This window comes from Comamonas halotolerans (assembly GCF_030162935.1).
Classification (GTDB): Bacteria; Pseudomonadota; Gammaproteobacteria; order Burkholderiales; family Burkholderiaceae_C; genus Comamonas; species Comamonas halotolerans.
On sequence record NZ_JASAUZ010000002.1, the window covers coordinates 20,563 to 33,308 of the forward strand.

At 53.7% G+C, this 12,746-nt stretch carries 12 protein-coding genes, 1 tRNA gene and 1 pseudogene; 7 read left to right on the plus strand and 7 right to left on the minus strand.

Annotated features, from left to right (window positions below; translation table 11 throughout):
- Nucleotides 1-8: 8 nt before the first annotated feature.
- A complete protein-coding gene (gene ygfZ, locus QEP11_RS03565) occupies nt 9-914 on the plus strand; it encodes a CAF17-like 4Fe-4S cluster assembly/insertion protein YgfZ (RefSeq protein ID WP_284335231.1) in 906 nt (301 codons plus the stop codon).
- Nucleotides 915-993: 79 nt separating this feature from the next.
- Here the strand turns inward: ygfZ and QEP11_RS03570 are convergent, their stop codons facing one another.
- Nucleotides 994-2,091, minus strand: a complete 1,098-nt coding sequence (locus tag QEP11_RS03570) for an NAD(P)-dependent alcohol dehydrogenase (protein WP_284335232.1) — start codon at nt 2,089-2,091, stop codon at nt 994-996.
- Between the two features lie 319 nt (nt 2,092-2,410).
- On the opposite strand from QEP11_RS03570, the gene QEP11_RS03575 reads away from it, so the two are divergent.
- The 4 genes from QEP11_RS03575 (at nt 2,411) to QEP11_RS03590 (ending at nt 5,773) form a co-directional block, all read left to right on the plus strand.
- Nucleotides 2,411-2,487, plus strand: a tRNA-Pro gene (locus tag QEP11_RS03575).
- A gap of 98 nt (nt 2,488-2,585) precedes the next feature.
- Nucleotides 2,586-2,936 (plus strand): single-stranded DNA-binding protein, encoded by a 351-nt coding sequence (locus tag QEP11_RS03580; RefSeq protein ID WP_284335233.1) that lies wholly within the window; start codon nt 2,586-2,588, stop codon nt 2,934-2,936.
- Nucleotides 2,937-3,055: 119 nt separating this feature from the next.
- Nucleotides 3,056-3,847: a MetQ/NlpA family ABC transporter substrate-binding protein gene (locus QEP11_RS03585; protein WP_284335234.1), complete on the plus strand. Its 792-nt coding sequence runs from the start codon at nt 3,056-3,058 to the stop codon at nt 3,845-3,847.
- Nucleotides 3,848-4,378: 531 nt separating this feature from the next.
- Entirely contained in the window at nt 4,379-5,773 is a 1,395-nt protein-coding gene (locus QEP11_RS03590) for an APC family permease (protein WP_284335235.1), read from the plus strand.
- A gap of 335 nt (nt 5,774-6,108) precedes the next feature.
- Here the strand turns inward: QEP11_RS03590 and QEP11_RS03595 are convergent, their stop codons facing one another.
- The 6 genes and pseudogenes from QEP11_RS03595 to QEP11_RS03620 all read right to left on the minus strand — a co-directional run bounded on the left by QEP11_RS03595 (nt 6,109) and on the right by QEP11_RS03620 (nt 11,054).
- On the minus strand, nt 6,109-6,774 hold the full coding sequence (locus QEP11_RS03595; RefSeq protein ID WP_284335236.1) for a methionine ABC transporter permease: 666 nt from the start codon (nt 6,772-6,774) through the stop codon (nt 6,109-6,111).
- Between the two features lie 3 nt (nt 6,775-6,777).
- On the minus strand, nt 6,778-7,824 hold the full coding sequence (locus QEP11_RS03600) for a methionine ABC transporter ATP-binding protein (protein ID WP_284335237.1): 1,047 nt from the start codon (nt 7,822-7,824) through the stop codon (nt 6,778-6,780).
- Nucleotides 7,825-7,832: 8 nt separating this feature from the next.
- Complete coding sequence (locus QEP11_RS03605; protein ID WP_284335238.1) at nt 7,833-8,030, minus strand: hypothetical protein; 198 nt, start codon at nt 8,028-8,030, stop codon at nt 7,833-7,835.
- 133 nt (nt 8,031-8,163) lie between these two features.
- Nucleotides 8,164-8,748, minus strand: a complete 585-nt coding sequence (locus tag QEP11_RS03610) for a hypothetical protein (RefSeq protein ID WP_284335239.1) — start codon at nt 8,746-8,748, stop codon at nt 8,164-8,166.
- 60 nt (nt 8,749-8,808) lie between these two features.
- Nucleotides 8,809-9,913 (minus strand): annotated as a pseudogene (locus QEP11_RS03615) (alkene reductase).
- 133 nt (nt 9,914-10,046) lie between these two features.
- Complete coding sequence (locus QEP11_RS03620) at nt 10,047-11,054, minus strand: ion transporter (RefSeq protein ID WP_284335240.1); 1,008 nt, start codon at nt 11,052-11,054, stop codon at nt 10,047-10,049.
- 279 nt (nt 11,055-11,333) lie between these two features.
- Here QEP11_RS03620 and QEP11_RS03625 point away from each other — a divergent pair, with 279 nt between their 5' ends.
- The gene (locus QEP11_RS03625) at nt 11,334-12,221 is read left to right on the plus strand and encodes an SPFH domain-containing protein (RefSeq protein ID WP_284335241.1); all 888 of its coding nucleotides are present in this window, start codon (nt 11,334-11,336) and stop codon (nt 12,219-12,221) included.
- The gene (locus QEP11_RS03630; RefSeq protein WP_284335242.1) at nt 12,218-12,508 is read left to right on the plus strand and encodes a hypothetical protein; all 291 of its coding nucleotides are present in this window, start codon (nt 12,218-12,220) and stop codon (nt 12,506-12,508) included. Before QEP11_RS03625 ends, QEP11_RS03630 begins: the two co-directional genes overlap by 4 nt.
- The last annotated feature ends 238 nt before the right edge of the window (nt 12,509-12,746 follow it).

Below are 12,746 nucleotides of genomic sequence, written 5' to 3' on the forward strand. Positions count from 1 at the left end.
ATTCACCCATGACCCAGACTCTCCAAGGCATTGCCCCCATTTCGCAACTGGGCGTCATCCGCGTACAGGGTGATGACGCAGCCAGCTTCTTACACGGTCAACTGACCAATGATTTTGCGTTGCTGGATTTGCAACATGCACGCTTGGCCGCTTTTTGTTCTGCCAAAGGTCGCATGCAAGCCAGTTTTATTGGCTTCAAACGCTCGTCTGACGAAATTTTGCTGATCTGCAGCCGCGACCTATTGGCTCAAACACTCAAGCGTTTGTCCATGTTTGTACTACGCGCCAAGGCCAAACTCACGGATGCCAGCAATGATTTTGTATTGTTAGGCTTGCTGGGCAATGCTGTCCCACATGCAGGAGCTGCTGCATGGACCTTGCACACAGAAGGTGATGCGCACATCGTGCACCTGTACCCAGCTGCAGGCCAAGCTCGCGCACTGTGGGTTGCACCTGCCGGCACCGCAGCCCCTCAAGGCAACGCATTGACTGCCGACCAATGGCTGTGGAGCGAAGTGGCCAGCGGCATTGCCACCGTTTCGCAGCCTGTGTTTGAACAGTTTGTGCCTCAGATGCTGAATTACGAATCTGTGGGTGGCGTGAACTTTAAAAAAGGCTGCTACCCCGGTCAGGAAGTAGTGGCGCGCAGCCAGTTCCGTGGCACGCTCAAGCGTCGTGCATACATCGTGCATGCGCCCGAGGAGCTACGCGCTGGTCAGGAAGTTTTTGCAGAAAGCGACGCTGAACAAGCCACCGGCACGGTGGTCCAAGCGGCACCAGCCCCCCAAGGCGGCTGGGATGCCATCATCAGCATGCAAATCAGTAGCGCCAACGAAGCATTGCATGCAGGTAGCGCCACAGGAACACCTTTAAACCTGCTCCCTCTTCCCTACACCTTGCTTGAAGATATTTAGTCTTTGAGTATCAATGTGCCGATACCACACCAAAGAAAGCCACCACAAGGTGGCTTTCTTTTTATCAGTACCTGAAGCTCTAAGGCTTGATCGCAATTTTCAGCACGCCGTCCCGCTGGTTCGCGAACAAATCATAGGCTTGCACAATGTCGTCGAGCTTGCGCTCGTGCGTCACCAGCAGGCCCAGATCCAGTCGGTTGCTTTCAATCACATTCATCAAGCGGCGCATGCGCTCCTTGCCACCGGGGCACAGGGCCGTACGGATGGTGTGATCACCCAGACCTGCCGCAAATGCTGACAAGGGAATCTTCAGATCTTCCGAATAGACGCCTAGACTCGACAAGGTTCCTCCTGGCTTGAGCACCTTCATGGCTTGCTCAAAGGTTGCTTGAGTTCCCAGCGCTTCAATGGAGCCATCCGCACCCTTGCCACCAGTGAGTTTGAGCACCTCGTCCACTACATCCACATTGCGAAAATTCAGCGTGACATCGGCCCCCAGCTTTTTGGCGATGCTCAGTCTATGGTCATTGCCGTCCACCGCAATGATGGTGGTTGCCCCCAGCAAGCGAGCGCCTGCTGTTGCACATAAACCGATGGGACCTTGGGCAAAAACCACCACCGTGTCACCAATCTTGATGCTTGCGTTTTCGGCCCCGGCGAACCCTGTCGACATGATGTCTGGGCACATCAGCACCTGCTCGTCCGTCAAGCCATCAGGAATAGGCGCCAAATTGGCTTGAGCATCCGGCACCAGCACATACTCCGCCTGAGTTCCATCAATCAAGTTGCCAAAACGCCAGCCCGCCGTAGCTTTATAGCCATGGCAGCCGCACAGACCACGCGCGGCCAGGTAGCTACCGTCCTGGCTGGGCGCGCCATCTTGCGCTGCATAGCTGTTGAAATTGGGGCAAATGGCACCAGCAATCACACGCTGCCCTTCGGTGTAGCCCTGTACGGCACTGCCTAGCTTTTCAATCACCCCCACCGGCTCATGCCCCACAGTCAAACCTTTTTCTACAGGGTACTCACCTTTCAAAATATGCACGTCGGTGCCACAAATTGTGGTGGTGGTAATGCGAATCAGCGCATCGTTGGGGCCAACATCCGGGATAGGTTTTTCAACAATCTCGATACGACCTTTTTCCAGGAAGGCCGCAGCTTTCATCATCATTGCCATCAGGTTTTCTCCTTGCAGGGTTGTCTGCGTTAAAGCAGCACTGCAACTTTGACATGCAGCAGTGCCGTACCTTCTGCCATGCTAGAAGTTACCCCTTTATAAATCCAAGCCTTAAGCGCCACCACCTTGACCCGCATCAATAGACAAAAAGATCATTGACCACTGATCAGCATGAGCCTTTAACTTCGCTAGAATCACCAGCTTGCCCATTCACTGGAAGCTGTTTCAGACAAAGGTGCATGGCATGTTGGCCGAATTCCGAAAAAAGATTGCCGAACTTTCCAAGAGGCATTTTTTCGGCATATAATCTAGGTCTTGTCGGCGTGTAGCGCAGCCTGGTAGCGCACTTGCATGGGGTGCAAGGGGTCGCGAGTTCGAATCCCGCCACGCCGACCATTGATATAGAGAAGGGCTAACAGTTCGCTGTTAGCCCTTTTTGTTTTTTATTTTTTTATTTTTCCCTGAACATACAGGTAGCAAAGAGCTCAAGAAAAATGATTGAAGGTTTGATTACCGGACGTTTGACAACAGACCCCAGTGAACGCACAGATCGATTTGGCAAGACATTCATGGTGGCCCGTATGCGTGCCACAGTAGGAGATGGAGGCTTGCGTGCCAATACTGGCGACGGCCCCAGTAGCCTTTTTGTAAACGTAGTTGCTTTTGACCCTGTGCCTTGCAGCCAATTGCGTGATTTACTTGAAGGTGATGTCGTGTCTTTGGTGGGCCCCATCACTCCCAAGGTATGGACGGATCGCCAAGACATCAGCTACCCTGCTTTGGATGTCGTCGCCTATCGCGTCATGGCACTACCCAAACACACCGCTCCTGAATACAGCATCTAAAAAGCTTCTGTACAGACGAAGCATCTCATATCGAAAAGTTATATAAAAATAAAAATATATTCTCCCAGAACATATGAGAGCCGCATTACAGTCAGGCATCTATTTTTTGTGAGATTGAGATGCTCAACAAACGTCTATTTATACAAGCTGCACTGGCTGTCGCTACAGCCGGTGCATTCAGCGTACATGCGCAAGACACTATCAAGGTAGGTGTTACCGCAGGCCCACACGCCCAAATTCTGGAACACGTCAAGCGGGTTGCCGCCAAAGACGGCCTGACCATCCAGATCATCGAATTCAGCGATTACGTACAGCCAAATGCAGCCTTGGCTTCCGGTGATCTGCAAGCCAACAGCTACCAACACGCCCCCTATCTGGAAGCACAGGTCAAGGATCGCGGATACAAGCTCGTCAAGCTGGCAAATACCGTCAACTTCCCTATCGGCCTGTACTCGAAGAAGGTCAAGCAGTTGAGCGAACTCAAGCCAGGCGCCAAATTCGGTATTCCCAACGATCCCACCAACGGTGGTCGCGTGCTGCTGCTGCTGCAGGAGCAAGGCCTGATCAAGCTCAAGCCCAACGCCGGCCTGAAAGCGACACCCTTGGATGTGGTAGAGAACCCCAAGAAGCTGCGTTTTGTAGAGCTGGATGCAGCGCAACTACCCCGCTCGCTGGATGACTTGGATGCATCGGCCATCAACACCAACTTTGCCATGTCTGCGGGCCTGAATCCCAAGAAGGATGCGATTGCACTGGAGCGAGCAGACGGTCCTTACGTCAACATCCTGGCTGTACGCGAGACTGATGTAAACCAGCCTTGGGCTGTCAAACTGACCAAGGCCTATCAATCCGAATCCACTCGCAACTTCGTGGCAAAGCAGTTCCAGGGATCGGTGCTCACAGGCTTCTAAGTACTCACAAATCAGGCACGAATCATGCAAGCCCTTGGTCACAGCCAAGGGCTTTTTTATGCGTAGTTGCTGCTTCTCGGGCACCGTCAAGCGCCCTGCTGCACCTGCTGCAGACGCCATCGTAAGCAATCATCGGCACGGCAATTCCTTGAGCGACAAATTAGGACTTTGAAGGACAGCTGCAGGGCCTAGCCATGATGCTAGAATCCGCCCCGAATCGCGCGCGCATGCGTCAGCACTCCAACGGAAGTGCATAGACCGTACACGCACGATAGCGACTTCAAAGCCCCGCTATGCGTCAATTCGTAGCGGGGCTTTTACATCGCTGCTTTGGTGTTCCATTGAACGATGGAGTGTGCAAAGCAGCGATACCGATGAAGAAAACAGGCCCTCAGAGGCCACTTTTTATGCCTGACAGAAGTACACACCGTTTTTCCAACCACGAGCTGCTTATGACACAGCGTCCTGATCGCCCCAAGGCGAAGCCACCCGAGTTCATCGCTCCTTGATCTTTAAAGAGGTAGAAGTAAATTGACCACCCATCATGATTCCCATGGAGTCGCCAAACTCCAAAAGACACTTGTCCTGTGGCAAGTCATCATCATCGGCCTGGCCTATATCCAGCCCATGACGCTGCTGGATACGTTCGGCATGGTGTCGCGAGACAGCCTGCAGCACGTACCCACGTCTTACATGATTGCGTTGATCGCCGTGCTGCTGACGTCTATCAGCTACGGTCACATGATCCGCAAACACCCTTCTTCGGGTTCTGCGTACACCTATGTGCAAAAGTCCATCCACCCCAATGCGGGATTTATGGTGGGCTGGTCTTCTTTGCTGGACTATCTGATGTCGCCAATGGTGAACATCCTGCTGGCCAATATCTACCTCAAAGAACTGTTCCCTGATGTGAATCATTGGGTATGGATCATCGGCCTGTCGCTACTGATGGTTGGCATCAACCTGCGAGGCGTGCGCTTCGTAGCCAACTTCAACAGCCTGATCGTGCTGTTGCAGATCCTGATCATTGGCTTCTTCACTTACCTCATTTACAGCAAACTGCATGCTGGTGAGAACGCACTGGGCAATATCACCGAGCAAGGCGCCGATGCGCTGTGGAGCTTTAACCCTTTCTGGAGTGCTTCCACCGAAATTGGCGCACTGATCACTGGCGCCACCATCTTGTGCTTCTCCTTCACCGGCTTTGACTCGCTGAGCTCGCTGGCGGAAGAAACCAAGGACACCAAGAAGACGTTGCCTCGCGCCATCTTCCTGACTGCCCTGATCTCTGGCTTGATCTTCATCGCTTCAACCTACTTCATGCAGCTGTACTTCCCAGGCAACCCCGAGCAGTACTTTGAGTTGGTCGATGAAACCCAGCCCGAAATCTTGCTGCTGGTTGGCGGTGCCTTTTTCCAATCCGTAGTGCTGAGCTTTGCCATCATTACTGTGATGGCTTCCGGCATCTCTGCCCATGCAGGTGTGTCGCGTCTGATGTATGTGATGGGCCGTGATGGCGTGCTGCCCAAGAAGTTCTTTGGCTATATCAGCCCCAAGAGCTTCACTCCGGCGTTCAACATCTGGCTGGCAGGTGTCATCTGTCTGACCGCAGGTTTCCTGAGCCTGGAGTTTGTGGTGGCCCTCATCTCTTTCGGCGCCTTGACAGCATTCAGCTTCGTGAACCTGTCGGTGATCTGCAGTTATGGCTTCCGTGATGGCCGCCTGAAGACACCCAAGGACTTTCTGAACTTCTTCGTCGTGCCGCTGCTGGGCTTCATCTCCATTGGTGCACTGTGGCTGGAGGTTGAAGATACATCGCTCAAGGCAGGGATCGCCTGGGCCGCCATTGGAATTGTGTACCTCGCATGGCTGACCAAGGGCTTCCGCAAGGCGGCTCCACAGCATCATCACTCTGACGATCTGTAGCCAACCCGACTTCATCCGCACAAGCCGCTTATACGGCGTTTGATGTGCAAGCTGTCACTCTTGGCCCGGGCCTTGACCCGGGTCTTTTTTTGCCATTTATGCAGCAGCGCATTCATGCGTTGCGGCCATTTTCGACCATCAGCACGTCGCCATCTTGGCACCCGCTCAGACCCAGCGGCAGCTAAGTCCCACTGAGGCGATGACATTGCGCTTGCTTGTGGCCAACGCAAGCAGTGCCAAACAACTGCTTGATACACAGCACTCCTTGGCAAGTGGCTACAAAAAAAGCCCGCTAGCTACGCGCCAGCGGGCTTGGCATCCACCTTCAGGGTCAATTACTTATGGCTGATGCGGCGCACAATCCAGTCGCCGAAACTTTGAATGGCTTGCACAAAGAAGATCAGGATGATCACTACGGCCAGCATGATGTCAGGCAGGAATCGCTGATAGCCATAACGGATACCCAAATCCCCCAGCCCACCACCACCAATAGCACCAGCCATGGCCGAGTAACCTGTCAGGCTCACGAAGCTGATGGTCAGCCCCGCCACAATGCCGGGCATGGCCTCAGGCAGCAGCACTTTCCAAACGATCTGGCTGGTGGTGGCCCCCATGGATTGGGCAGCTTCGACCAAACCGTTATCCACCTCGCGCAGCGATGTTTCCACCAAACGCGCAATAAATGGAGCGGCAGCAATGGTCAACGGCACCACAGCGGCCCATGTCCCGATCGAAGAGCCGGTGATCAAGCGGGTGAAAGGAATGATAGCCACCAGCAAGATGATGAATGGCGTGGAGCGCACCGCATTCACCACCCAGCCCACCGTATTGTTCAGTGGTGCATTCTCCAGCACACCGCCTTTATCGGTCAGACGCAAAAACACACCCAGCGGGATACCAATAATGCCACCCAGCAGGCCCGAGATGCCCACCATGATCAGCGTTTCCCAGAAAGAGTCGATGAACAACTCGATCATCATTTCGGAAAAATTCTCGAACATCGCTTAGCCCTTCACTTCAACCACTTGCACCACCACACCACTGCTCTTCAAGTGGGCAATTGCTTCTTCAATCTGGGCAGAATCACCGCTGGCATATACCGCCAAAGAACCAAATGTCTGCTCCTGAATCTCATCAATCTGCCCGTGCAGAATGGACAGATCCAACCCAAGTGTGCGGATGAGGTGCGACAAGATAGGCTCATAAGCGCTTTCGCCGGCATACGACAAACGCAGCAACTGACCACTTTGTCCCACTGGCAATTTACCGGCCAGGGCACGTACACGGTCCAGCACGCTGGTTGGCAGCTCTTGCGGAACGATCTCGTCGATCAAGCTCTTGGTAATGGCTTGCTTGGGTTGGGTAAACACCTCGATAACCGAACCCATTTCAGCAATCTGCCCGGCATCAATCACAGCCACGCGGTCCGCAATCTGCTTGATTACTTGCATCTGGTGCGTAATCAGCACCACCGTCACGCCCAGCTCTCGGTTAACCTTGCGCAGCAAATCCAAAATGGATCGTGTGGTTTCAGGGTCAAGAGCAGAAGTCGCTTCATCACTGAGCAGGACCTTGGGATTGGAAGCAAGAGCTCGCGCAATACCCACGCGCTGCTTTTGCCCGCCAGAAATCTGCGCTGGGTAACGGTCTGCCAAGTGTGCCAAACCTACCAGTTCCAACAGCGGGTCGATACGTTTTTTGATATCGGCCTTGGACATGCCAGCCAATTCCAGTGGCAGGGCTGCATTGTCATACACCGTACGCGACGACAACAGGTTGAAGTGCTGGAACACCATACCGATTTCGTGTCGGGCGGCACGCAACTGCGCATCGCTGAGCGTCATCAGGTCGCGTCCATCGACAATCATCTGCCCCGATGTAGGGCGATTGAGCAGGTTGATGCATCGCACCAGCGAGCTCTTGCCGGCTCCTGAGCGGCCAATGATGCCGAAGATTTCACCATTCTCAATACGCAGATTGATGTGCTTGAGCGCTTCGACCGGCCCTTTCGAGCCTTGGTAAGTCAGGGACAAATCCCGAATGTCGATCATGTAATTCGCTACAGCACGCGCAACGCTTTAAGGCTGGCAACGTGCTCTGAAAAAATAAGATGTTGAAATGTAAAGCGCAGATATAAAAAAACCAAAGATGCAATACTCAAGTAATAAGATGCTTTGGTTATATCGGCAGCCCTAGGGCTAACCCACAATGATGCCTGAAATAGCGATGCTTCCGCCAAAGCAACGGCTAAAACCATGCCGTTTTCTCATCTGGCATGACCGTGCAAGCTGTGTCCAGCCACGCGCCGCACCTCGACAAAAAACAAGGCTTTGCAGCAACTCAGCTGCAAAGCCTTTATGCATAAATGCCAGATTTGGCTACACGCATTCTCACTTTCCGAGGTTCGGCTCGTAGGGCTTATCGGCAAAGATCCCCGTCAGACCCAGAGAAAACTCTTTATCTGTGCCTTTGTAAGCTTCGTAGACAAGACGCTTGAACGCATGGGATGCTGGGCTGCTGCGCTCTCCGGTATACATGTTTTCTTCAATGTCTCCGCCATCCGTGCGTACACGCACCCAGGCAGAACGCCCCAGCGCCACACGCTCTATGGTGTCCATGGGCACCACAAAGGCGGTCACACCCGGCAAGTCCGTACCCTCTTTGGCCAAAGAGCTCACACGCAATGGTGCGTGTGGACGCGCATGGAACTCAATGGCTTGCACTTTGGCGGCACCACCCCATGTCCCAACCAACAACGTTGCACGATTAGGCGTTTCGCTGCTCCAGCGCGCACCCAGTGTGGGGCAATGCAGTGTACGGCCACAGTCCACCAGCTTGGGGGCAAATTCAATTGTGGTCACACGCTTGGCATTGTCCACGTGCACCTGAACACCCTCGGGGTTGCCGTTTTTGCCCGAACTGGCACACCCCGCCAGCACCAATGCTCCCGTCGCTGCCCACAGCCATTGCTTCATCTTGCTCTCCTGACCCAACTTGCAAAACGCCTATGTTGCCACGAATGCTTGCAACAGCCATCAAGCCTTTGCAAAAGGGTAGTCAGTCAGCCCCTTGGCTCCACCACCAAAAAAGGTGCTCGCATCCGGCTCATTCAGCACCAACTCCTGTTGCAGGCGCTCTGGCAAGTCTGGATTGGCGATGTATGTGCGGCCAAAACCAATCAGATCCGCCCACCCGGCATGCAAAGCCGCTTCCGCTTTATCCTTGGTGTATCTGCCTGCGTAAATTAGCGTTCCGCTGTAGATGATGCGCAGTGCCTGCTTGAAGGCCACGGGCATCTCGGGCGCATCATCCCAATCCACCTCTGCAATATGGATGTAGGCTACGCCCAAATCATCCAGCACTTTGGCTGCGGCCAGGTAGGTGGCCTGCGGTGTGTCATCCACTGCACCATTGAGCGTGGTTAAGGGAGCCAAGCGCACACCCACACGCTCCTTACCGCAGACAGCAATCACAGCTTCCACCACCTCTTGCAAAAAGCGCAAGCGTTTCTGGAGCGTGCCACCATAGGCATCTGTGCGCAGGTTCGCTTGTGAGTCAATGAACTGATTGATGAGATAGCCATTGGCTGCATGCAACTCGACTCCATCGAACCCAGCTGACAACGCGTTGCGTCCCACTTGCGCATATTGCTCCACGATGGCAGGAATTTCATCTGCGCGCAGAGCACGTGGCAGGCTGTGCTGCACCATGGTGCCCACACCTGCTTGCGGCCCTTTGCCCTGCGGATCAACAAATACTTTCACACCTTGCGCCAACAACGCTGACGAAGACACGGGCTGTGCACCATTGGGCTGCAAATCCACATGCGATATGCGCCCCACATGCCACAGCTGAGCAAACATGCGTCCGCCTTTGGCGTGGACTGCATCAGTGACTTTTTTCCAGCCTGCAATTTGATCAGCGCTGTAAATGCCAGGAGTCCAGGCATAGCCCTGCCCTTCAGGACTGATTTGGGTACCTTCGCTAATGATCAGACCTGCGCTGGCACGTTGCGCGTAATACTCCGCCATCAACTCCGTCGCCACATCACCTTGACCTGCACGCGAACGCGTCATCGGGGGGCAGAACCAGACGGTTCGGCAAATTCATTGCTCCCAAACAATATGCATCAAACAACATTTTTCACTCCATACAAGGTGTTCGGTATAAGTCTGAAAGACAGGCTAAGCAGCCCAAGTTAACCGAAATTATCGAAGCGCGAACGTTTGGCCGGCAGGTCTAGCAAAGACCTCCGCATCAATCCCAAAGACTGCTACGCTGTTTCAGGCTCAGGACTCGTTTTCACTTGGGATGCATCGGAGGCCACTGCAGTCTTAGGTTGCGTTGCAGAAGCAGCTTTGACATCTGCACCAGGCCGTGCAGCTCCACCCAAGACCAACCGCGATCCACAACGACGGCAGTAACGTGAGTCGTCTTCGTGCCGTCCCAGACCACAAACCTCGCAATCCACGCCTTTGAGTCGGGCTTTGGTGCCCGCATTGCGCGACAGCTCAGCCCCCACAATTCCTGTTGGCACCGCCAGCACTCCCCAGCCTAACAACATCATGATCGATGCAAAGATGCGGCCCACGGCTGTGGACGGTGTCACATCACCGTAGCCCACGGTTGTGACTGTAGAGATAGCCCAATAAATACCAGTTGGCACGCTGGTGAAACCATTTTCCGGCCCCTCAATCACGTACATGAGTGTTCCCATCACGAACACGATCAACGCCACCACACTCAGAAAAACAAATATCTTGCGTGCACTGGCCTTGAGCGCTTGCCCAAGCATCAAATACTCGTTCAGGAAATTGCGGAAAATGGGAAAGATATGGAAGGTGCGCACCAAGCGCAACGCCCGCACTGATGCCAGAAAATGCGCTTCCGGAAAAAAGATGCTGAGGTATGTGGGCACCACAGACAACAAATCTACCAGTCCATAAAAACTCAGGGCGTACCGCAAGGGATGGCGCACCGAAATCAAGCGCAGCACATACTCCACCGTAAAGCCCACTGTGAATATCCACTCCAGTGCTCGCAGCAGATAGTAAAGCTGCCAATGTCCCGCAATGGAGGGGATGCTGTGTGCAATCACCACGCACAAGCTCAACACAATGGCCAGCGTCAGACGGCGCTCAAAACGCTTGCCCATTTCGGTGTTCGTCTCAAACACCGTGCGATAAAGACTCTGCCGCCAGCGCGCCACGGGCACCCCCAGGCGTTCGGAGGACGGATAGTTATCTCGGAAAAAATCAGATACAGAAGCAAACAAGCGCATGGTGTTTAACGAGTGTGACAGCCCGGTTTCGTTCCCGTAGATCCGGTACCGCCTCAACACAAGCACTGCAATGCACCAGCAGTTCAATGAATGAGTTGAAACGAAATTGTAGAGAGTTAGCCCCTGCCGAATTGGCAATGTGCATAGTTGAGTTGCTAACGCGTGTGGCTATGCCATCGTCTGTCGCAATCCATCGTTTCCTTGCGTTACATCGCTTGCAAGCTGTGGCCTGCTTTGGTTGAATCGCCAGCTTGATGCTGCAGAGGGAGGCGGCAATTCGTGAATACAAAAGTAAATTACAAAAAAATGCTGGCACCATTGGCCTGCGCTTTGTTACTGGCTGCATGCGGCCAAAAAGTTGAGGTTCCGCCTGCCCATGTGGGCAAAATCATGACCAAGGATGGTTACCAGGAAAATTTGATTCCAACCTCCAAATTCCGTCTGCCCATGTGCTGGGCCTACTGTGATCGGCTGGTACTGCTGGATGTCTCGGACAAGGCCTACCAAGAAACACTGACGATCTTCATTCCCGAAGACAAACTCAACCTGGAAGTTGCCATCCGTGCAACATTGAGCATCAATCCGAAAAAGACCGGTGAACTCTTCACCGCCATATCACCGCAGGCTGATACAGACTACCTCTCCACCATCGCCAATGAGCAGGTATACCGAACGTATGCAAGCCAGATTATCCAGGCCGAAGTCCGTGAATATCTGAGCAAGTTCTCCATCAGTGAAATTGCATCGAGCAACGAAAGAATCAATGCGGATTTGCGCCTTCAACTGAGCAATGCCATTGAGGCACGCACCCCCTTTGCCGTGCGTTACGTAGGCATCACCAACTTCAAATACCCTGAAATCATTACCAAGGCACAGGAGGCTGCGGCAGAACGCCGGGAAGCCATCCAGCAAGAGGAAGCACAGCTCAATATTTCCAAAGCGCAACTGGAGCGGCAATTGCAAGAAGCCCGCCTGCAACGTGCGATTGAAAAGGAGAAGGCAGAGACTGAAGCGCTCTCCCAATCGGTGCTCGCCCAGTCAGTGGATGCACGCGTGCTGCAACTGCGCAAACTGGAAAACGAACGCGCCTGGATCGAAAAGTGGGACGGCCGACTGCCCACAACAACCTTGGGCGAGGCTACTCCAATGGTGAGTATTGGCAAATGACCCTGCTGCTCAACCTCTTGCCGTGGCTGATTGGTTTGCTGGGTTTCGGTTTGGCGTGGCAGCGCAAACAAGTATGGATTGCTGCAGCCACGGTCGCATTTTTGGCCGTTTACTTCATGGTACAGCCATCCTATCTGCCTAAAGGTGAGATCACGCGCACGCCGCTCCCCGCCTTCACTGCCTCTGATGCAAACATCGAAGACCGCGTCAGCAAACCCATGTCACCTGATGAGCGTGACCAACGCAGACGTGAGTCAGTGCAGCAGGGTTTGGACTTCAGCCACTGAGTCATTAGGGCATGAGTGATGCCGCTATATGCAGGACAAAGCATCCTCCTATGCTCACCACCTGCGCAAAATGCCTGGCAACTGTATGGCAGTTTCCAGGCATTCTGATAGGCGGGCCCAAAGCTGACAAATGCTTGTGTACGCATTACCACGCGTACGCAAGCCCTGCGCCCAATCAACTGCAGCGCAAACTCAGCCCCTCACTTTTGCTTCCCAACTGCAAGCTGTTTGCACACAC